Genomic DNA, 20,991 nt, shown 5'->3' on the forward strand with positions numbered 1-20,991 from the left:
AGAAGCAGATTACATCAGGACATTGCTTTTCGATGCAGGAATTTCATTGGAAGGAATAACCCATTTTTTCAGGGTGATAACGAAGAATTTTTTGCCTTTTGTGATCTTGGCACCGCGGTCGCCACATTCCAGCGCAAGTTTGAAAAACTCATCACTGTTAATACTAAAAGCCAGTTCGACTTTTTTCACCATACCGGAATTAAGCAGCTCTTCGGCTTCGATTAATGATTTGGCCTGAACGACTGACATAAATACCTCGTGAAAATGGAGGGAGTTGTATTTGCCCGAATATCCTATTTCACTTTTGTTTCATCATTATGACAGTATCGTGAACCTTCAGAATAGTGCTACGTTTTAGCGCATAAAATGTCCATTCCGTGCGCCTGTTCAAAACTCAGGAAAGACGGTAATGGCGATCAGGCACGGGGGTATCCGGCAACTGCGTCTGGTTGTTCATCTCGCGCAGGTTAATTTCGATATTGGTACACATCGCGTCCATCGGCAGATGGTTATTGGCATAGCCGAAAGGCATTTCCAGCTCTTCCGCCAGCGTATCGAGCGACAGGAAACTGTACGAAATAAAACCTGAAACCAGCAGCGTCATGTAATGCAAATCCACCACCAGCGCGAACGGCAATAAGCTACAGAACAGATAGACCGTTCGGTGCAGTAAAAGCCCGTAAGCAAACGGGATCGGCATGCTGACAATACGCTCACACCCGCCGACGACCTGCGAAAGTTGCAACAGCGTGGTGTCCATGTGGGTATAGACGATATCCGACAAATCCCCGCTGCGGCGCCGTTCGGCAAGCCACTGTGACATCCGCAGCTGCACCATATTGGTCGGCGCGCGGCGTGACAGAATATCTTCCGCATCTTCCCCTAACAGACGTTCGAGGTCAGGCCGCGGATCGCTGTGGCGCAGCTGATGTTTGAGGCTGTAACAGAACGCCAGCAAAAGCGTCGTCACGCGCTGCGCTTCGCCCGGACACACCGCCATTACCTGACTTTGTAACGTACGACAGGCAATCAGTAACCCGCCCCACAGCTGACGCGCTTCTGTGTAGCGCGAATACGCTACGCTGTTCCGAAAACCGAGGAAGATCGCAATCGACACCCCCAGCAAGCTGAACGGCGCCAGCGTGAGCTTAACGCCGAGCGTCTCATACCAGGGAAGGCTGAGAATGGCGGCAAGCGACATCAATAAATTCAGACTGAGGCGGAACATAATGCTGGGCAGCACAGAGCCATGCCAGGCGAACAAACGCAAGAACCAGTGACGCGGAGGACGGATTATCATTTTTTATGGAGGTGCTTTTGCAGGTGAAGCGATTTTTTTTGCGATTCTTGCAAATAAACCTGCACATGCAAAGGACAATTTTGTGACACCGGTAACATTTATTTTGAAAATCACGGTTTTCTTTTACAAGCGCAGGTGATCACTTTGTACAAACGGTAACGGAAACATAATGTTTGGCATGGTAATGTCCGATAACAAACCAGACTGAGAAGAATATATGGCGCGCATGGCGTGAATGCTCTCAGTATTGATCGGTCCTGACGATCAAAATAGTGATAATGATCGGTTATACCCATTGGAATTACAGGCCTATTCGCGAGACGATCGCGGAAAATTGGGAGCGGGCATATCAGTGAAAATTATTCTTGTTGTACTCATCGCATTGGCGATTATCGGGTTGGCAGCCTGGTTCATCTTCAGGTCGGCAGCAAAAGACTCGGAAGATGATTATTAATTTTTTTGCGTAATTCTTCGCAGTGACCTTCATTTTTGTTTTTCCTACCAAAAAACCATGACGTTGTCCCCGCCATGCCCTTTCAGGCCACAGGTAACCACTCATCTCTATAATTTTCAGCAGGTTAGCGTATTACACCGACATGTTCATCACGTCCTGGTACGCCGTCACCAGTTTATTTCTCACCTGAATACCCAGTTGCAGTGAAATTGATGATTTCTGCAAATCCACCATCACGTCGTTCAGGCTTACGCCGGGAACGCCCATCTCCAGCTTTTCAGATTCCAGTTTTGCGTTGTTTTGCGTCTCGCTGATTTTGCCTAATGCCGCTTTCAGTTCGCTGGCAAAACCCGCTTCTGACGTCGTATCCGTCTGAGGGGTAGCGCCTGCCTTGATGGCGGTGGCCTGCATCTGCTGTAAAACGCTCTCAATGCCTTGAATTGACATGTTTTCTCCGCTTATTGCTGTGTCGGTGAACAAAGGGCTTCTTTCATGGAATGACACCCTATCACATCAGTTTTTTCCTAAACGCGGTAATTGAACCTAAAAACCATGGCTTATCGGGCCATTAACTTTGCCTTTAGCGGCAAATAATGGCTCACCTAGAAAATAGGCCTGCCTGTACGGAGGACTGAAAAATGTCACGCTTCAACGATTGCGCACTTGGGAGTCTGTTTTGTTAAGAGACAACATGAACATCACCATTCAACAGCTAAATAGGGATCTTGTATGAGTTCCGCAATAGCCGGCGCAGAAACCTCTCCAAACGGTTTAACTGCGTTGCTTAATCGCCTGCGCGCCAACCCAAAAATTCCTATCGCCATCGCCGCTGCGGCTGCCCTGGCCATTGTTGTTGTCATGATGCTGTGGGCAAAACAGCCCACCTATAAGGTGCTGTTTAGCAATCTGGGCGATCAGGACGGCGGTGCCATCGTCACCCAGCTGACGCAGATGAACATCCCTTATCAGTTTTCAGAAAACGGCGCAGCCCTGTTAATCCCGGCAGATAAAGTGTATGAAACGCGTCTGAAACTGGCTTCCGCCGGTTTACCGAAAGGTGGCGCAGTCGGCTTTGAGCTGATGGATCAGGAAAAATTCGGCATCAGCCAGTTCAGCGAACAGATCAACTATCAGCGTGCGCTGGAAGGTGAACTCTCCCGCACTATCGAAACTTTGGGCCCGGTCGGCAGCGCCCGCGTCCATTTAGCCATTCCAAAACCTTCCTTGTTTGTCCGCGAACAGAAAAATCCTTCCGCTTCCGTGACCCTGAATTTACAACCGGGTCGTGCGCTGGATGACGGTCAGATCAACGCCATCGTTTATATGGTGTCGAGCAGCGTGTCGGGTTTACCACCTGCCAACGTCACCGTGGTCGACCAGAGCGGACATCTGCTGACGCAGTCGGACAACAATGGACGTGACCTGAATGCTTCCCAGCTGAAATACGCCAACGAAGTGGAAGGCCGTCTGCAACGTCGTATCGAATCTATCCTCCAGCCGGTGGTCGGCAATGGTAACGTTCACGCGCAAATCACCGCGCAAATCGACTACGCCAGCCGCGAACAAACTGACGAGAATTATCAGCCAAACGGCACGCCGGAAAAAGCCGCTGTCCGTTCACGCCAGCTGAGCACCAGTGACCAGATTGGTGGCACTGCCGTCGGCGGCGTACCGGGTGCATTAAGCAACCAGCCTGCACCGGCTGCGACCGCGCCGGTCACCAATCCTCCTGCGGCGAACAATGCCAACGGGGCACAGAATCAGGCCGGTAACAACGCACAGAACAATGCGCAAAACAACACGGCAAACCGTTCAACCGTTCCGTCGAACAGCCGTCGTGATGAAACCACCAACTACGAAGTTGACCGCACAATCACCCATACGCAACACAGCGCGGGTGCCGTACAACGCCTGTCCGCGGCGGTGGTCGTCAACTATCAGGTCGGGACAGATGGCAAAGCGAAGCCGCTGACCGACGAACAGCTGAAGAAAATTGATGATCTGGTTCGTGAAGCCATGGGCTTCTCGCAGGAACGTGGCGATACGCTGAACGTGGTGAATACACCGTTCAACGAAGCGGCTGATGATTCCGGTGAGCTGCCGTTCTGGAAACAACAGGCGTTCTTCGATCAACTGCTCAACGCAGGTCGCTGGTTGCTGGTGCTGATTGTTGCCTGGCTGCTGTGGCGCAAGATGGTTCGTCCAATGTTGCGCAAACAGCAGGCAGAGAAAGATGCGGCAGCCGCAGCGGCCATCGCAGCAGCGATGCCACAGCCTGAAGGCAGCAAGCCGGTCAAACTCAGCAACGACGAGCTGGAGAAACGTAAACGTTCTCAGCAGCGAGTCAGCGTCGAAGTTCAGACCCAACGTGTTCAGGAGCTGGCCGATAAGGATCCTCGTATCGTCGCCCTGGTTATCCGCCAATGGATGAGTACCGAACAATCATGACTATGACCGGCACCGAAAAAAGCGCCATTTTGATGATAACCCTGGGGGAAGACCGTGCGGTGGAGGTGTTCAAGCACCTCTCCCCTCGCGAAGTTCAGCAAATCAGTGGCGCGATGGCGAATATCCATCAGATTTCTAACAAGCAGCTGGCTGAGGTTCTGAATGAGTTCGAGGACGAGTCAGAGCAGTACGCCGCGCTGAGCGTCAACACCAGCGAATATCTGCGTTCGGTTCTGACGAAAGCACTGGGCGAGGAACGTGCCTCCAGCCTGCTGGAAGATATTCTGGAATCGCGCGAAACCACCAGCGGTATGGAAACGCTCAACTTTATGGAACCGCAGATGGCGGCCGATCTTATCCGCGACGAACATCCGCAGATTATCGCCACCATTCTGGTCCACCTCAAACGCGGTCAGGCTGCCGATATTCTGGCCCTGTTCGACGAGCGTCTGCGTAACGACGTAATGCTGCGTATCGCCACCTTCGGCGGTGTCCAGCCTGCGGCGCTGGCGGAACTGACAGAAGTACTGAACAACCTGCTCGACGGCCAGAACCTCAAGCGCGCGAAGATGGGTGGTGTTCGTACTGCGGCAGAAATCATCAACCTGATGAAAACGCAGCAGGAAGAAGCCGTTATCGAAGCGGTTCGTGGTTACGACGGCGAACTGGCACAGAAAATTATCGACGAGATGTTCCTGTTCGAAAACCTGGTGGACGTGGACGACCGCAGCATCCAGCGCCTGTTGCAGGAAGTCGAAGGCGAATCGTTGCTGGTGGCATTGAAAGGTGCGGAACAGCCACTGCGCGACAAGTTCCTGCGCAACATGTCCCAGCGTGCGGCGGATATCCTGCGCGACGACCTGGCAAACCGCGGGCCGATGCGTATGTCTCTGGTCGAGAACGAACAGAAAGCGATTCTGCAAACGGTTCGCCGCTTAGCAGAGTCCGGCGAAATGATGGTTGGCGGCGGCGAGGATTCTTATGTCTGATAATCCGATGTCCGGCCAGCCCGCGCCGGAAAAGAAAACCGCCGAAGAGCGTAATGCCGAGCGCATCAACGCCCTGCCGTGGCAGCCCTGGAAACCGGGTGACCTTGCCGTGCCGGTGTTCACCACGCCGGACGAACCTTTGCTGGCCGAAGGCGAAGAAGAACAGGACGACGGTCTGCCAAAACTTCAGGTGGATCAGAATGAGTTGCTGAACCTGCAACGTCGCGCTGAACAGCAGGGTTTCCAGCAAGGTCTGGAAGCCGGGCAAAAACAGGGTTACGCCGCCGGTTTTCAGCAGGGTCAGGAAGCCGGACAACAGCAGGGAATGCAGGAAGGCCAGCAACAGCAGGCCGTTCTGACCGAACACTGGCAGCACATGGTGTCCGATTTCCAGCAAACGCTGGACGCGCTGGACAGCGTGATCGCCTCGCGCCTGATGCAGATGGCGCTGACTGCCGCGAAACAAATCATCGGACAGGCACCGATTTGCGACGGTTCTGCCCTGCTCAACCAGATCCAGCAGCTGATCCAGCAGGAACCGATGTTCAAGGGCAAACCGCAGCTGCGCGTTAACCCGGCAGATTTCGAACGTGTTGAACAACAGCTGGGTTCCACCCTGAGCATGAACGGCTGGCGCTTGCTGGCCGACAGCCAGATCCACACCGGTGGCTGCAAAGTCAGCGCGGAGGATGGCGATATGGATGCGTCGCTGGCTACCCGCTGGCATGAGCTGTGCCGCCTCGCGGCACCGGGGGATCTCTGATGACTGCCCGCCTGAGCCGCCTGCTGAAAACGCTGGATGATGCGGAAAAGCGCATGGCCCGCACGCCTTCCGTTCGCCGCTACGGCCGTCTGACGCGGGCGACCGGCCTGGTGCTTGAAGCCACCGGATTGCAGTTACCGCTGGGCGCGACCTGTCTTATTGAACGTCACGACGGCCCGGTTGTGCAGGAAGTTGAAAGTGAAGTGGTCGGTTTTAACGGCCAGAGCCTGTTTCTGATGCCGCTCGAAGAAGTCGAAGGGATTTTGCCGGGTGCACGGGTTTATGCCCGGATTGCCGCCGACGGCCAGACAGCCGGTAAACAACTTCCGCTCGGCCCGCAGTTACTCGGTCGCGTACTCGACGGCAGCGCCAAACCGCTCGACGGCTTACCGCCGCCGGATACAGGTTATCGCGCCGCGCTGATCACTCCGCCGTTTAACCCGCTGCAACGTACGCCGATCACCGATGTGCTTGACGTCGGCGTACGCGCGATTAACGCATTGCTGACCGTCGGGCGCGGGCAGCGTATGGGCCTGTTCGCCGGTTCCGGCGTCGGTAAATCCGTGCTGCTCGGCATGATGGCGCGCTACACCAAAGCCGACGTCATCGTGGTCGGGCTGATTGGTGAACGTGGCCGCGAAGTTAAAGATTTTATCGAGAATATTTTAGGTGACGAAGGTCGTGCCCGTTCGGTGGTTATCGCCGCGCCCGCCGATGTTTCGCCACTTCTGCGCATGCAGGGTGCCGCATATGCCACACGCATCGCTGAAGATTTCCGCGACCGCGGCCAGCACGTTTTGCTGATCATGGATTCCCTGACCCGTTATGCCATGGCGCAGCGTGAAATCGCGCTGGCCATCGGCGAACCGCCCGCGACCAAAGGCTATCCGCCTTCCGTGTTTGCCAAATTGCCCGCGCTGGTTGAACGCGCCGGTAACGGTATCACCGGTGGTGGCTCGATCACCGCATTTTATACCGTGCTGACCGAAGGCGATGACCAGCAGGATCCTATCGCCGACTCCGCGCGCGCCATCCTCGACGGCCACGTGGTGCTGTCACGCCGCTTAGCCGAATCCGGCCATTATCCGGCCATCGATATCGAAGCTTCTATCAGCCGTGCCATGACATCGCTGATCGATGACGCCCAGTACGGGCGCGTACGTAATTTCAAACAACTGTTGTCCAGCTACCAGCGCAACCGTGATTTGGTCAGCGTCGGCGCCTACGCCGCAGGCAGCGATCCGATGTTGGATCGGGCCATCAAGCTGTATCCGCAAATGGAGAATTTTCTCCAGCAGGACATCATGGAACGCAGCACTTACGAAGACGCCTGTCTGGAACTCAATATGTTGTTCCCGGGTTAATTAACTTAAGGGGGTCGAATGGAAAGTTCATCGCCATTAATTACTCTTTGTTCTCTTGCGCAAAAAGCGCTGGATCAGGCGACCAACAATTTAGGCCAGATCAGGCAGTCGCATAATCAGGCTGAACAGCAACTCACGATGTTGCTCAACTACCAGCGTGAATATCGCGAAAAACTCAATTCCACCATGACCGGCGGCATAGCGGCGAACACCTGGCAGAACTACCAGCAGTTCATCGGCACGCTGGAAGTGGCGATTGACCAGCACCGCAAACAATTACAACTGTGGGATCAGCGGCTCAATGCCGCCGTTCACCAGTGGCAGGAAAAGCAACAGCGGCTGAACGCGTACCAGACATTGCAATCCCGTGCCAGCGAGCAGCAACGTTCTCTGGAAAACAAGATTGATCAAAAACAGAACGATGAGTTCGCCCAGCGCAGCGCACACAGGAAGAAAAATCCATGAATCTGAATATTTTGCCTGCTGCCGTTACCACGGCAAAGACGACCACGAGCGCAGCGACCGGCAGTTCGTCCGCCACCAGCGCGGCGACGACGGATGTCACCGCTATTGGCGAAAGCACCGCGTCGTCTCCGGCAGATTTTGCCAGCCAGCTCGAAGCCCAGCTGGGCTCAAAACTGGATCCGAAACTCACCAGCGCGCTGGCGAAACTCGGGCAGCAAATCAGCGCTAAAGGCGAAACGGTGGATAAAGATACGCTGACGCAGGCGGTCACCACCGGCGAGAAAGACGGCAGTCTGATGCTCGATGACAGCGATCTGAGCAAAATGATCGCCGTCATTCAGGTTTTGCCGACCGGCAGCCTGAAGGGAACGTCGGTGAAAGACATCGCGCTGAGTGACAAAGACAAAGATGCCGATTCTGCGGATGCCAGCATTCAGGCGTTGTTCGCCCAGCTGGCGGTACAGCAACAGCCTGCGCAGCAGATTCAGACCGTGACCGCGGCTGCAACACAGACGGCCAGCGACGACACCACGCGTGCGCAGAACGCCAGCACCCTGCTTTCCGGCCTGAACGTCACGGCGTCATCGCTGCTGACCGGCGACGGTAAAACTGCCGTGGTGACCGACACCGATTCGAAAACCGCGGCAACCGCTTCGGGTAATGCGGCCTCTGTCGCCACAACGTCTTCACAGCATGCCGCCAGCAGCAAAAGCACGGCGTCCACCAATGCCGCTGATTTCAGCAGCGCACTGGCGTCAATGAGCGCGGCGGCAAACAGCACCGCAGCCGTTCAGCAAAACGACAGCCGTACGCTCGACAGCAATTCAACGGCATTGAATCAGCTCAATACCGCCGCCGTTGCCGTGTCTTCTGCTTCAGTTCCAACGACGCCAACTACCACCAGCGTCGTCACCGCGCCGTCCACGCCGGTGCTGAACGCCCAGCTGGGCACACCGGAATGGCAGCAACAGCTCGGTCAGCAGGTGATGATGTTTAACCGTCAGGGACAACAGACGGCGCAACTGCGTCTGCATCCTGAAGATCTGGGTTCCATTCAGATCAGCATGAAGATTGAGAACAATCAGGCGCAGCTGCACTTTGTGTCCGGCCACAGTGGCGTTCGTTCTGCCCTTGAAGCCGCCATGCCAGAGCTGAAAACCGCGCTGGCCGACAGCGGCATCAGCCTGGGGCAAAGCAGCGTCGGCAGCGACAGTTCGCAATGGCAGCAGGCTCAGCAGCAAAGTTCGCAGTCCGGCACGCCTCAGGGTGATGCGTCAAGCTGGGCGGCTTTTAATTCCGGCAGCAGCACGTCGGTCAGTGACGCCCTGCCCGTTCCGGCTTCTATTGCGCAGCGGATTGGGGGAAATAACAGCGTGGATATCTTTGCGTAGCGTTTTGCAGATGCGTAAAACCTCGCAAAATTGTTTCAGATAATTGCAGCCGGTCAGTTCTCCCTTAATTCAAACGGCAGAGCTGACCTTATTTATCCCGCCTATTCTGACTATTGAACAACAGGATAAGCGGGATAATCATTCTCAGAATTGACTCAGCAGTCCGGTGCTCCTCACGCCAGTCTGCTCATACTTACAGGAAATCGCCCCATCCATGTCTGACTCTGCTCTCACGGCGTCGCGTAAGAAAAAAAAGCGGCCGTTAATGATGATTCTGCTGTTACTCATTACCCTTGGAGCCTGTGGTGCGGCCGGTTACGCCTGGTGGATGATGCACAAACAGCAGCCTGCGAACGGTAGCGCGGCTGAAGTGAAGAAGAGCGAGCCACCTGCGGCGCCGATCTTCCTGGCACTGGATACCTTTACCGTTAACCTGCAAACGCCGGATAACGATCCTGACCGCGTGCTGTACATCGGCCTGACCCTGCGTCTGCCCGATGAACAGAATCGGGCTATTCTGAATGAATACCTGCCTGAAGTTCGCAGCCGTCTGCTGCTGCTCCTGTCCCGCCAGAAGACGGCGGATCTCGTCAGCGAAACCGGTAAACAACAACTGGTGCAGGACATCAAACAGGTTCTGGACGCGCCACTGGTCAAAGGTCAGCCACCTCAGGTGATCAACGACGTGCTTTTCACTGCTTTCATACTGCGATAAACAAATTATGGGCGACAGCATTCTTTCACAGGCCGAGATCGACGCACTGCTTAATGGCGACAGTGACAGCGCAGCCGAGTCGGCAAGCGCGGCACAAGCCAAAGCGTCGGACGACGGTGTAAAACCTTTTGACCCCACGACGCAACGTCGCGTTGTGCGTGAGCGGTTGCAGGCGCTGGAAATCATTAACGAGCGTTTTGCCCGTCACTTCCGTATGGGGCTGTTTAACCTCTTGCGTCGCAGCCCGGATATCACGGTCGGGCCGATCAAAATCCAGCCTTATCATGACTTCGCCCGCAACCTGCCGGTGCCGACCAACCTGAACCTGATCCACCTGAAGCCCTTACGCGGCACGGCGCTGTTTGTGTTCGCGCCAAGTCTGGTCTTCATTGCGGTGGATAACCTGTTTGGCGGTGATGGCCGTTTCCCGACGAAAGTGGAAGGCCGCGAATTTACTCATACCGAACAGCGCGTCATCAAACGCATGCTGACGCTGGCGCTCGACGCCTACGAAGATGCGTGGAGTGGCGTTTACAAGCTGAGCGTGGAATATGTCCGTGCTGAATTGCAGATCAAGTTCACCAACATCACCTCTTCCCCGAACGATATCGTGGTCACCACGCCGTTCCACGTGGAAATCGGTGCGCTGAGCGGTGATTTCAACATCTGTATTCCGTTCAGCATGATTGAACCGTTACGTGAGTTGCTGACCAATCCGCCGGTCGAAAACTCGCGTCATGAAGAAAGTCAGTGGCGTGAAAACCTGGTGCATCAGGTTCAGCAATCTGAACTGGAGCTGGTGGCGAATTTCGTTGAAATCCCGCTGCGCCTGTCTCAGATCCTGAAACTGCAACCGGGTGATGTTCTGCCGATTGAAAAACCGGATCGTCTGATTGCACACGTCGACGGCGTTCCGGTGCTGACCAGCCAGTACGGCACCATAAACGAACAATACGCCCTGCGCGTTGAACATTTGATCAACCCAATTTTAAATTCTCTAGATGAGGAACAGCCCCATGAGTGACACCAATAAACCGTCTGACGCCGGATCGGATAACGTTGACGATTTATGGGCTGATGCGTTTAACGAACAACAATCTGCGGGCAGCGCCAAAGCGTCAACCGAGGGTGTTTTCGCCGCGCTGGGTGCCCAGGACGGAGCGGGCAGTTTGCAGGATATCGACATGATCCTCGATATTCCGGTGAAACTGACCGTTGAATTAGGCCGTACCAAAATGACCATCAAAGAACTGCTGCGCCTGTCGCAGGGTTCCGTCGTCGCACTCGATGGCCTGGCCGGGGAGCCGCTGGATATTCTCATCAACGGTTATCTGATTGCTCAGGGTGAAGTGGTGGTTGTCGCCGACAAATACGGCGTGCGCATCACCGACATCATCACGCCGTCAGAGCGTATGCGCCGGTTGAGCCGCTGATGAGCCAGACTGCGGCCACGGATTCTCCGTACGTTCAGGGGGCTCAGACTCACGCAACGACGCAGACTTCAGCCCAGGCATTGCCCGCCAGTTCTGTGCTGACACAGGTCAGTACGGTGCTCGGCGGCATTCTGCTGCTGATCCTGTGCATCGGCTGGGTGGCCAAACGTACCGGATTCGCGCCGCAGTCAAAAAATAACAAACTGCTGAAAGTGACGGCCAGTGTTCAGGTTGGCCGCAGCGAAAAAGTGGTGATCGTGGAAGTGGATAATACCTGGCTGGTGCTGGGCGTGACCGCGCAAAACATCACCCCGCTGCACACGCTGAGCGCGCCGCCGGAAGTACAAACGCCGGATTCAGGCACTACAGACAGTCAGCCTGCGGATTTCCGTCAGCTGATGCAGAAAATGTTGAAACGTCCGGGAAAGCAGGCATGACCCAGTCCGCCGTGAACCAATTGATGAAATCCGCCTTTACCGCTGCCCGTCAGCGCCCTGTTCGTCTGGTCGTCCGCCTGTGCCTGCCGCTGCTGCTCTTTATTAGCCCGGCCGCGTTCGCACAGTTGCCCGGTATTATCAGCCAGCAGATGTCCAATGGTGCCCAGAACTGGTCGCTGCCAATTCAGACGCTGGTGTTCATCACCACGCTGACGCTGCTGCCCGCCATGTTGCTGATGTGTACCAGTTTTACCCGCATTATTATCGTGCTCGGCCTGCTGCGAAATGCGCTGGGTACGCCGTCCGCGCCGCCAAACCAGGTTCTGCTGGGTCTCGGGCTGTTCCTGACCTTTTTCGTGATGGCGCCAGTTTTCGACAAAATCTACAGCGATGCCTATCAGCCGTTTACCGAAAACAAAATCACCATGCAGGATGCCATGGACAAAGGCGCTCAGCCGCTGCGCCAGTTCATGCTGCGTCAGACCCGTGAAAGCGACCTCGCGTTGTATGCCCGTCTGGCAAACATCCCGCCTCTGGCTGGCCCCGAAGCAGTGCCGATGCGTATTCTGCTTCCCGCTTATGTCACCAGCGAACTGAAAACGGCATTCCAGATTGGCTTCACCGTGTTCATTCCGTTCATGATTATCGACCTGGTTGTCGCCAGCGTGCTGATGGCGCTCGGGATGATGATGGTGCCACCGGCCACCATCTCACTGCCGTTCAAGCTGATGCTGTTCGTGCTGGTCGATGGCTGGCAGTTGCTGCTCGGCTCACTGGCGCAGAGTTTTTACAGTTAATTCAAAACGCCAAACTTAATGGGCGTCAGCGTCGCAGCCAGTTTGTTCGCCGCCAGCGCGGAGCACCCGCAGCGTACATAAGTACGTGAGGAGTGTGAGCACTGCCGGAGGACAAAATGGCAAGTGAGCTAGCCCAAGCAGGTTCGCATTTTACGAGAATCTTATGACTCCTGAATCGGTAATGGCATTGGGTAATGAGGCGATGAAAGTGGCTTTGGCCGTTGCTGCACCGCTGTTGCTCGCGGCGCTGGTCACCGGGCTTATCGTCAGCCTGTTGCAGGCGGCGACGCAGATCAACGAACAAACGCTGTCCTTCATTCCTAAAATTTTGGCCGTTGTCGCGACTATCGTAATCGCCGGTCCGTGGATGCTGAATCTGCTGCTCGATTACATGCGTACGCTGTTTACCAACCTGCCTTACATCATCGGTTAACCCATGGTTTCCTTCGACAGCACGCAACTTGCCGGATGGCTCAGCATGTATTTCTGGCCGCTGCTGAGGATTCTGGCTCTGATCAGCACCGCGCCGATTACCAGCGAGAAATCCGTCCCGAACCGCGTAAAGCTCGGTCTGGGCATGATGATCACGTTTCTGATTGCGCCGTCGCTGCCGCCTGTCGATACGCCGATATTTTCCACGCCTGCGCTGTGGCTGGCGATGCAGCAAATCATGATCGGCACCGCGCTGGGCATCACAATGCAGCTGGCGTTTGCCGCTATCAGGATGGCCGGTGAAATCATGGGGCTGCAAATGGGGATTTCTTTTGCGACGTTTTACGATCCCAGCAACCGCCTGAATACCCCGCTTCTGGCGCAATTTCTGAACCTGCTGGCCGTCCTGCTTTTCCTGAGTTTCAACGCTCATCTCTGGCTGATTTCCCTGCTCGCCGACAGTTTTCACACACTTCCCATCAGCCCGAATCCGGTCAACGCCGAAGGTTTTATGGCCGTGGCGAAAGCAGGCAGCATTATTTTCAGCGGTGGCCTGATGCTGGCATTGCCGATTGTAACCCTGCTGCTCACGCTCAACATGGCGCTCGGCCTGTTAAACCGCGTCACACCGCAGCTTTCCGTATTTGTTATTGGTTTCCCGTTAACCCTCAGTATTGGCATTCTGGCCATCGGCCTGATGATGCCTATGCTCGCTCCTTTCAGCGAGCATCTGTTCAGTGAAATCCTGGATAAGCTGGTGTTGATCATGAATCAGTTTGCAGCGGATTAGTTTTGTCGCGTCCCTTTCTCCACAAACTGCATATCCCCGACTTTGCCGACGGTGAATTTGCTGTCTTTGTAAGTGACCACCGTAACGCTGGCGTTTTGCAAAGGTGCGCGCAGGTTTTCTTCGGGCGTCATACCTTGCAGCATTGCCATGATGGCCATGCCGTGCGACACAATCAGGACGTTACCGCCGCCTTCGGCAAGGGTTTTCTGCGCGATATCATGCAGCGCGGCCTGCATACGGGTTTTTACCTGCGTGGCGTTTTCTGTGGTATGCGTAGGGTCAACGGCGGCCAGCGTATTCATCATGGTTTCGAGAGTAATCTGCCCTTTTGAGAGCGCCTGCGTTACAGAACTGAGGTCTGCAAAACCCAGTTTCTTTGCCACGGGTGCCCACATGACAGCGTCAAGCTCACCTTCATAAGGGCCGAAAAACGTTTCGCGCAGACGCTCATCTTCCGTCACCGGTAACGTCTGCCCGGCGAAGGTCAGCGCGATTTTTGCCGTCTGACGTGCGCGGCCGGAGTCACTGGAATAGGCGGCGGTAAACGGAATGCCTTTCAGGCCACGCCCGAGATCTTCTGCCACGGAAACACCGGCTGCCGTGAGCGGCGTATCAGACCAGCCCTGCGCACGGTGCGCGGTGTTAAATAAGGTTTTGCCGTGACGCGTGATGTAAAACGTGACGACGTCTTTCTCCGCCGTCGCCTGTGCCGAAGACGCAGGTACCGGCGCGGCCTGCGCATTGATGAAACCGAAGACTAAAAATAAGATCAGTGTTTTCCAGAGCGTTTTTTTCATCATAATGTCCTTTTAATGTGTTGATTAAAATATGTTGAATTTGTAATCCAGACGAAACTCCGCCGCAAAACTGTCGGCGCTTTTGATATTTCCATGATGATCGACAATCGGTGAAGTCCCTTTATGTTCATAGGTTCTGCCGGGTCCGATCATAGCGAAAACAGATAAATCCTTGAGTTTTTTTGACGCCGGTTTCCACAACGTGTAGACGTTAAATTCTCCCTCTTTCACCGGCTGTCCCTGGAAATCAAAGAAGCCGTAATGCGTATTGATGCCCAGGACTAATTCCGGCGTGATGTGGTAACCCACATCCAGCGACAATACTTTTTCCTCGTCGCGCATATAATCCAGCCCGGCTGTGGTCATCGAATTAAACGTACCGCGCGAGTTTTTACTCATATGACGGGGATACATGCCGATCCCGCCTTCTTTATTCGCGTCGGTATAAGCCAGCCCGCCTTTGGTTGTCCAGCCGTTATATTTCCACGTCATGTCCGCGGCATAATGATTGGCGCGATGATCGAAGTCCTTTTTGTTATTCGCCATGCTGTCCCATTTATCCAGCGCCTGCGTCATATAAATCTGCACGCCGTAGGACAACGATTTGTTTTGTTTCAGATTCAGCTCCAGCCCGTTTCTGCGCAAATAGTCTTCACTCTCACCGTAGAAATAAAGCGCCGTCAGGTTATCTGTTTTGAACTGAACATCGCCGGTGTAAATCGTGTCAATCGCATGGCCGTCGCTGGTCATGAAATTCACTTTATCCGGCGAATCACGGTTCAGCGATTTGGTCAGATACGCCAGCCGCAGGCGGTAGGCGTCATAAGTCAGGTCGCCGCTCCAGCCATTATACGTATTGGGCGCGGCGCGCATTGAGGTGGTCAGCACACCCAGTTTGATGAGTTTCCAGCCGCCATACAGATTGCCTTCGACGCCTGACTGCGAGAATTTCGCTTTACCGAAAAACTGTCCCAGTTTATTAAAGCCTTTGGCCTGACCATCGTCATCATACAAAATCCCTCTTGACGCGAAATTATCGGCAGCCGCCAGTTTAATCACGCCATAATAAGAGGCATCGACACCAACAACGTCAGCTAAATAGCCTGACTTATAATCCAGTGCAAGCCCCTGTCCCCATGCGGAGTGGACATTACGTTTATCTGTTTCACCTTCATCAAGATATTTCCATATATTGTGTGTTCCTAAATCGAGGGAACTGTTTTTTATAAAACCAGATTCCGCAAGGTCATCTATACCGGCAAAGGCCAGCGAAGGTGAACAAAGAATACCGGTTATCAGTGCCAGAGCGTGCTTTTCCATAGCGAATGTTCCATCAGGCCAATGTTTTTCAGGGTGCATTTATAAAAGGCAAAAAAAAACCTGAGCCGATATCTCCCGGGGAGCGGGAAATTTCAGTTCAGGTTTTGCCTGCCTATGCAGTAACAATCCGGGAATAAACATAACCGGTTTGAGAATAAAAAACAGTGCCGCAGGATGGATTTAAGGATTAAAAGGAAATTCTGTGAAGCGAATCAAATTTATTTCGCGCAATATAAGCTTTTTCTTAACAGGCGGGGAAATTAACAGCTGATCTCTTTGCCGTTTCTTTTAGGAGAAATCTATAATAGGGAAACGTAATAACATCAGCTTATTAATACTCTTATATTTCCCGCGTCAGCATCGCCATCACTTCATAATGCGCGGTATGCGGGAACATATCGAAAATCTGGACGCGCGCAATGGCGTAGCCCGGCAATAAAGCCAGATCCTTTGCCATCGTCTGCGCATTACAGCTGGAATACAAAATGGTGTCCGGCGCCATCTGGCTCAGGTAATCACACAGCGTTTTGCCGATGCCACGCCGTGGCGGATTCACCAGAACCAGATCCGGGACGTCGCCTTTTCCGGTCGCAAAACCGGTGGAATCCAGCGCCTGGAATTCGACGTTTTTCAGCCCCAGACGGCGGGCTGATTCTCTCGCGCAGGCGATGGCTTCCGCGCTGATTTCAATGCCGGTCAGTTGCATGTCTGGCGTGGCGCAATGCAGGCCAAAACCGCCGACACCACAGAACAGATCCCACATGCTGGCAATATTGCCGCGCTCATGTACCCAGTCACGCGCGGTGGCGTAAAGCCGTTCAGCAACCTGCGGATTGGTCTGGAAGAAGCTCTGCGGACGGATAAACAGCGGCACATGGTTAAATTCTTCTTCAAGACGTTGCACGTCCGTCAGCGGGATTTCGGTGTCACCTTCGAGGATCGCCATATGCACCGGCTGGATGTTGGCAGAAATCACGGTCAGCTGTGGCAACTGCTGTTGCAACCACGGCAGCGCGGCGCGCAGCTGGGCCAGTTTGGCCTCTGAACGCAGAACAAAACGCAGCATCATACCGCCGCCTTTCTGGCTTTCGGTCAGCAACAGGAATTTGAGCTCGCCACGCTTACGCGCTACGTTGTACGGCGTCAGGCCTGCGCGGGCAATAAAGGTTTTAAGCACTGAAAATACAGCAGGGAAACTGGCGGGGTACAGCGGGCATTCGCATAAATCTACCGGCGTGCCGTCGCGGTGCACCATGCCAAGCAACGGGCGCTCCACGCTGCCGCTGACCACCATTTTCGCTTTATTTCGAAAAGCACTTTCCGGCCCGGTCACCGGTTCGCGCCATTCTCCGACCGGCAAACCTTCCAGCAGAGAGTGTAAATCCCGCTGTTTGTCGGCTAACTGTTGCGAATAAGGCGTGTCGAGCCACTGACATGAGCGGCAGGTTCCGGCGGTATAAAGTGCGCAGTGCATGAAAGAATTCCGGTCATCGAATACGGAGAAAAATCTGGCGCGCAGTGTATCACCACACGGCCTGAAAGGCTCACCTGCTGCAGGTGCTATTTACGTTTCGCAAAGTAGCGACGGCTGCTGGCTGGCACGAAAAGCAGGAGCAGAACCACAATATCGGGGATTTTTTGCACCAGCAGCGCGGTGAGAAACTCACCCTGGGTGTCGACATCAAAACGAAAAATACGCGGTCCGAACCATTCGAAAGACGCCAGCAGCATGTAACCGACGACAATCACCTGGCAGCCAATAAACGCCCGGCGCCCCCAAATCCGCGCACGCATCATCGCGTACGCTGCACGGCATTCAATCAGCACAATCAGCAGGCTCGCCAGCAGGATAAAACAGTTCAGCCACGACTCTGCGCTGACTTCGATAAAGCTCATCATCCCTGAAAAACCCATGGCGTCAAACAGCAAAATAAACTCAAGGCAGCGCGTGGCAACAATCGCCGAGGCTGCAATCATGACGGGAACAGGGATAAATGCCAGTTTCATAAATCCGTTTGGGATCTCCATTTACGTTCAGGGCGGAAATATCCGCCCTGAAATTATCTTATATTCAGCTACGCTGTGCGCGCTGGATATCCTTGATCCGCTGTTTCTCAGCTCTGGACATAAACCACCAGGCAATCATGCCAATGATGCCCACCACCAGCAGGATGAGCGTTGCCAGTGCGTTGATTTCCGGGTTAACGCCCATTCTCACACTGGCGAAGACCAGCATTGGCAAAGTCGTTGCGCCCGGCCCGGCGACAAAGCTGGCGATAACCAGATCGTCGAGCGACAGCGTAAACGCCAGCAGCCAGCCGGAAATTAGCGCTGGCAGGATCATCGGCAGTGTAATAATGAAGAAGACTTTCACGGGCGCCGCGCCTAAATCCATCGCGGCTTCTTCGATGGAACGATCCAGTTCCCGCAATCTCGCCGACACCACCACCGCCACATACGCACTACAAAACGTCACATGCGCCAGCCAGATGGTAAACATGCCACGCTCAGCCGGCCAGCCAAAAGCGTGCCCCATCGCCACAAACAGCAACAGCAGCGCCAGACCCGTGATCACGTCGGGCATAACCAGTGGTGCCGTCAGCATAAACGCAAAACCCGTCGAGCCACGAAAACGCTGGAATCGCACCATCACGACCGCAGCCAGCGTACCGACAATCACAGCCATTGTGGCCGCCGCCGTGGCAATCGTCAGGCTCATTCCCACCGCGCTAATCATCGCAGAATCGTGGAAAAGCTGAGTATACCAGCGGGTAGACCAGCCCGCCCAGACCGTAACAAGCTTAGAGCTGTTAAACGAATAAATAACCAGCATCAGCATCGGCGCATACAAAAACGTAAAGCCGAGCACGAGAATAAGAATTCGCCACGGCGAACGGACAACCGGTAACTGATTCATTCTTTTTCTCCCAGCTCTTTATTTTGGTATTTCTGGAACCACAGGATCGGCATGATCAGCAGTAACAGCATGACCACCGCCACCGCAGAGGCCACCGGCCAGTCGCGGTTATTGAAGAATTCCTGCCACAACACGCGCCCGATCATGTTGCTGTCCGGGCCACCGAGCAGTTCAGGGATCACGTACTCGCCGACCGCCGGAATAAAGACCAGCATGGAGCCGGCAATAATCCCGCCTTTGGTCAGCGGCATAATCACTTTGAAGAAAGTTTTCATCGGCCGGGCACCAAGATCGGACGCCGCTTCCACCAGCGAATAATCCATGCGGGTCAGCGCGGTGTAAATCGGCAGGATCATAAACGGCAGATACGAATAAACAATCCCGATATACACCGCCAGATTGGTGTGCAAAATCACCAGCGGCTGGTCTATGACGTGCAGCCACAGCAGCACGTTGTTCAGTACACCGTTGTCTTTGAGAATGCCAATCCAGGCGTAAACGCGGATCAGGAATGACGTCCACGACGGCAGGATCACCAGTAACAGCAAAATGTTACGCATGGATTTGCTGCTGTGCGCCACGGCCCACGCCAGCGGATAACCAATGAGCAGGCACAGAATCGTGGAAATGGCGGCCACTTCCAGCGATTGCAGATAGGCATCAATATAAAGCGGATCTTGCGTGAGCCCGATGTAGTTACCGATGTTGAGCGCAATATCCAGCATGCCGTCTGACCAGGTGACCAGATCGGTATACGGCGGAATGGCGCGCGCCATCTCGGCGAAACTGATTTTAAAAACAATCAGGAACGGCAGTAAAAAGAGCAGCAGGAACCACACCAGCGGCAATAAAATCACCAGCTTACGGCCATGACGTTGTTGCAGACGTCCGGTCAGGGCTTTGAATCCGCCCGGAGGTTTCGCGGTGGTCACTTCAGAAATCAAAGACATCATCGTCCCCTTAAACTGTCAGCACGACGCAGCTGTCGGCTTGCCAGCACAGACGCACTTCGTCGCCCCAGGTCGGCATGCCCTTGCGGAAACGGTGGCCGTTTTGCAATTGCGCCGTAATCATCTGACCGCTGTGCAGTTTAACGTGGTAAATCGACAGGTCGCCCAGATACGCGATGTTCACGACTTCGCCCACCGCAAAGTTGCAGCCGTCTTCCGGCACGTCTTCGCAGAGCATGATTTTTTCCGGACGCAGCGCGACAAACACCGGTACGCCGTCCACCACCGAGACATCCGGATCCACTTTCAGCGGATGCAAAAGCCCCGGCGACGTGAGCACTAAAGCCTCATCCAGACGTTCTTTCAGCACGCCTTCAAACACGTTCACCGAGCCGATAAATTCGGCACTGAAACGGCTGGTCGGATGCTCGTAGATTTCTTCCGGTTCACCGATTTGCACAAACTTGCCGCGGTTCATGATGGCGATACGCCCCGCCATAGTCATGGCTTCTTCCTGATCGTGCGTCACCATCACGCAGGTCGCGCCAACGCGCTCGAGAATATCGACCACCTCGAGTTGCATACGGTCACGCAGTTTTTTATCCAGCGCGCCCATCGGTTCGTCGAGCAGCAATAATTTTGGCCGTTTCGCCAGACTGCGGGCTAAGGCAACGCGCTGACGCTGACCGCCGGAAAGCTGATGTGGCTTACGTTTGGCGAATTCCTGCATGTGAACCAGCGTCAGCATTTCTGCCACGCGGCTTTTGATCTCTGCCGACGGTAATTTGTCCTGCTTAAGTCCGAACGCGATGTTTTGTTCAACCGTCATGTGCGGGAACAGCGCGTAGGACTGGAACATCATGTTGATCGGCCGCTGATACGGCGGCACCTGCGAGAGGTCCACGCCATCAAGCACAATCTGTCCCTGCGTGGGCTGTTCAAAACCGGCCAGCATGCGCAACAGTGTCGATTTACCACAACCGGACGCGCCGAGCAGTGCGAAAATCTCCCCTTTATAGATGGTCAGGCTGACATCATCCACGGCGGCCTGACCGTCAAAAGACTTGGTTAAATTGCGGATCTCCAGCAAAGGCGTGAAACCTTTCTGGGACTTAGGCTGAGGGCGTGGAATGGCGTCGTTCACTCAGAGGAATCTCCGGTATCAAAATAAAGCTGTATCAAATAAGCATAACAGTCAGGGGGAAAAGTGCCTGATTTCTATGCCCAAA

23 protein-coding genes are annotated in these 20,991 nt (G+C 54.5%); 13 read left to right on the forward strand and 10 right to left on the reverse strand.

Annotated elements, in window-relative coordinates; translation table 11 throughout:
- Positions 1–9: 9 nt before the first annotated feature.
- The 3 genes from M2403_RS08080 to fliE form a co-directional block, all read right to left on the reverse strand.
- Entirely contained in the window at positions 10–249 is a 240-nt protein-coding gene (locus tag M2403_RS08080; RefSeq protein WP_152326977.1) for a hypothetical protein, read from the reverse strand.
- A 145-nt stretch (positions 250–394) separates the two neighbouring features.
- Positions 395–1,300 carry a bestrophin family protein gene (locus M2403_RS08085; RefSeq protein ID WP_152326976.1) on the reverse strand — a complete coding sequence of 302 codons (906 nt, stop codon included), beginning with the start codon at positions 1,298–1,300 and terminating at the stop codon, positions 395–397.
- 586 nt (positions 1,301–1,886) lie between these two features.
- Positions 1,887–2,201, reverse strand: a complete 315-nt coding sequence (gene fliE / locus M2403_RS08090; protein WP_152326975.1) for a flagellar hook-basal body complex protein FliE — start codon at positions 2,199–2,201, stop codon at positions 1,887–1,889.
- Positions 2,202–2,483: 282 nt separating this feature from the next.
- Here fliE and fliF point away from each other — a divergent pair, with 282 nt between their 5' ends.
- From fliF to fliR, 13 genes are all read left to right on the forward strand, one after another.
- On the forward strand, positions 2,484–4,202 hold the full coding sequence (gene fliF / locus M2403_RS08095) for a flagellar basal-body MS-ring/collar protein FliF (protein WP_165057884.1): 1,719 nt from the start codon (positions 2,484–2,486) through the stop codon (positions 4,200–4,202).
- Positions 4,196–5,191 carry a flagellar motor switch protein FliG gene (gene fliG, locus M2403_RS08100; protein WP_193333183.1) on the forward strand — a complete coding sequence of 332 codons (996 nt, stop codon included), beginning with the start codon at positions 4,196–4,198 and terminating at the stop codon, positions 5,189–5,191. Before fliF ends, fliG begins: the two co-directional genes overlap by 7 nt.
- A gap of 7 nt (positions 5,192–5,198) precedes the next feature.
- Positions 5,199–5,954, forward strand: coding sequence for a flagellar assembly protein FliH (fliH, locus tag M2403_RS08105; RefSeq protein ID WP_193333184.1), 756 nt, complete (start codon positions 5,199–5,201; stop codon positions 5,952–5,954).
- Positions 5,954–7,318, forward strand: coding sequence for a flagellar protein export ATPase FliI (fliI, locus tag M2403_RS08110; RefSeq protein WP_152326971.1), 1,365 nt, complete (start codon positions 5,954–5,956; stop codon positions 7,316–7,318). Before fliH ends, fliI begins: the two co-directional genes overlap by 1 nt.
- Positions 7,319–7,336: 18 nt before the next feature.
- On the forward strand, positions 7,337–7,783 hold the full coding sequence (gene fliJ, locus M2403_RS08115) for a flagellar export protein FliJ (protein ID WP_259228892.1): 447 nt from the start codon (positions 7,337–7,339) through the stop codon (positions 7,781–7,783).
- Positions 7,780–9,174 carry a flagellar hook-length control protein FliK gene (locus M2403_RS08120; protein ID WP_259228893.1) on the forward strand — a complete coding sequence of 465 codons (1,395 nt, stop codon included), beginning with the start codon at positions 7,780–7,782 and terminating at the stop codon, positions 9,172–9,174. The genes fliJ and M2403_RS08120 overlap by 4 nt, the downstream gene beginning before the upstream one ends.
- Before the next feature lie 214 nt (positions 9,175–9,388).
- Complete coding sequence (fliL, locus tag M2403_RS08125; RefSeq protein WP_165057887.1) at positions 9,389–9,889, forward strand: flagellar basal body-associated protein FliL; 501 nt, start codon at positions 9,389–9,391, stop codon at positions 9,887–9,889.
- 7 nt (positions 9,890–9,896) lie between these two features.
- Positions 9,897–10,913 carry a flagellar motor switch protein FliM gene (gene fliM, locus M2403_RS08130; protein WP_152326967.1) on the forward strand — a complete coding sequence of 339 codons (1,017 nt, stop codon included), beginning with the start codon at positions 9,897–9,899 and terminating at the stop codon, positions 10,911–10,913.
- Entirely contained in the window at positions 10,906–11,322 is a 417-nt protein-coding gene (gene fliN, locus M2403_RS08135) for a flagellar motor switch protein FliN (protein ID WP_104922229.1), read from the forward strand. Before fliM ends, fliN begins: the two co-directional genes overlap by 8 nt.
- Positions 11,322–11,759, forward strand: coding sequence for a flagellar biosynthetic protein FliO (gene fliO / locus M2403_RS08140; RefSeq protein ID WP_195814649.1), 438 nt, complete (start codon positions 11,322–11,324; stop codon positions 11,757–11,759). Before fliN ends, fliO begins: the two co-directional genes overlap by 1 nt.
- Before the next feature lie 23 nt (positions 11,760–11,782).
- Complete coding sequence (gene fliP / locus M2403_RS08145; protein WP_244370666.1) at positions 11,783–12,556, forward strand: flagellar type III secretion system pore protein FliP; 774 nt, start codon at positions 11,783–11,785, stop codon at positions 12,554–12,556.
- 163 nt (positions 12,557–12,719) lie between these two features.
- Positions 12,720–12,989, forward strand: coding sequence for a flagellar biosynthesis protein FliQ (gene fliQ / locus M2403_RS08150; RefSeq protein ID WP_013575807.1), 270 nt, complete (start codon positions 12,720–12,722; stop codon positions 12,987–12,989).
- Between the two features lie 3 nt (positions 12,990–12,992).
- Positions 12,993–13,778, forward strand: coding sequence for a flagellar biosynthetic protein FliR (fliR, locus tag M2403_RS08155; protein WP_152326965.1), 786 nt, complete (start codon positions 12,993–12,995; stop codon positions 13,776–13,778).
- Here the strand turns inward: fliR and M2403_RS08160 are convergent.
- The 7 genes from M2403_RS08160 to potG form a co-directional block, all read right to left on the reverse strand.
- Positions 13,775–14,578, reverse strand: a complete 804-nt coding sequence (locus M2403_RS08160) for a histidine phosphatase family protein (RefSeq protein ID WP_208951540.1) — start codon at positions 14,576–14,578, stop codon at positions 13,775–13,777. The two genes, fliR and M2403_RS08160, sit on opposite strands and share 4 nt — an antisense overlap.
- Positions 14,579–14,599: 21 nt before the next feature.
- The gene (locus tag M2403_RS08165; protein ID WP_259228894.1) at positions 14,600–15,895 is read right to left on the reverse strand and encodes an OprD family porin; all 1,296 of its coding nucleotides are present in this window, start codon (positions 15,893–15,895) and stop codon (positions 14,600–14,602) included.
- Between the two features lie 340 nt (positions 15,896–16,235).
- On the reverse strand, positions 16,236–17,369 hold the full coding sequence (rlmC, locus tag M2403_RS08170) for a 23S rRNA (uracil(747)-C(5))-methyltransferase RlmC (protein ID WP_259228895.1): 1,134 nt from the start codon (positions 17,367–17,369) through the stop codon (positions 16,236–16,238).
- A gap of 86 nt (positions 17,370–17,455) precedes the next feature.
- Positions 17,456–17,902, reverse strand: coding sequence for a YbjO family protein (locus M2403_RS08175; RefSeq protein WP_259228896.1), 447 nt, complete (start codon positions 17,900–17,902; stop codon positions 17,456–17,458).
- A 64-nt stretch (positions 17,903–17,966) separates the two neighbouring features.
- Positions 17,967–18,812 (reverse strand): putrescine ABC transporter permease PotI, encoded by an 846-nt coding sequence (gene potI / locus M2403_RS08180; RefSeq protein WP_152326960.1) that lies wholly within the window; start codon positions 18,810–18,812, stop codon positions 17,967–17,969.
- The gene (gene potH, locus M2403_RS08185; protein WP_152327191.1) at positions 18,809–19,762 is read right to left on the reverse strand and encodes a putrescine ABC transporter permease PotH; all 954 of its coding nucleotides are present in this window, start codon (positions 19,760–19,762) and stop codon (positions 18,809–18,811) included. The genes potI and potH overlap by 4 nt, the downstream gene beginning before the upstream one ends.
- 10 nt (positions 19,763–19,772) lie before the next feature.
- Positions 19,773–20,906, reverse strand: a complete 1,134-nt coding sequence (gene potG / locus M2403_RS08190) for a putrescine ABC transporter ATP-binding subunit PotG (protein WP_152326959.1) — start codon at positions 20,904–20,906, stop codon at positions 19,773–19,775.
- Between the last annotated feature and the right edge of the window lie 85 nt (positions 20,907–20,991).

Source organism: Rahnella sp. BIGb0603 (genome assembly GCF_024808755.1).
Taxonomy (GTDB): domain Bacteria; phylum Pseudomonadota; class Gammaproteobacteria; order Enterobacterales; family Enterobacteriaceae; genus Rahnella; species Rahnella contaminans.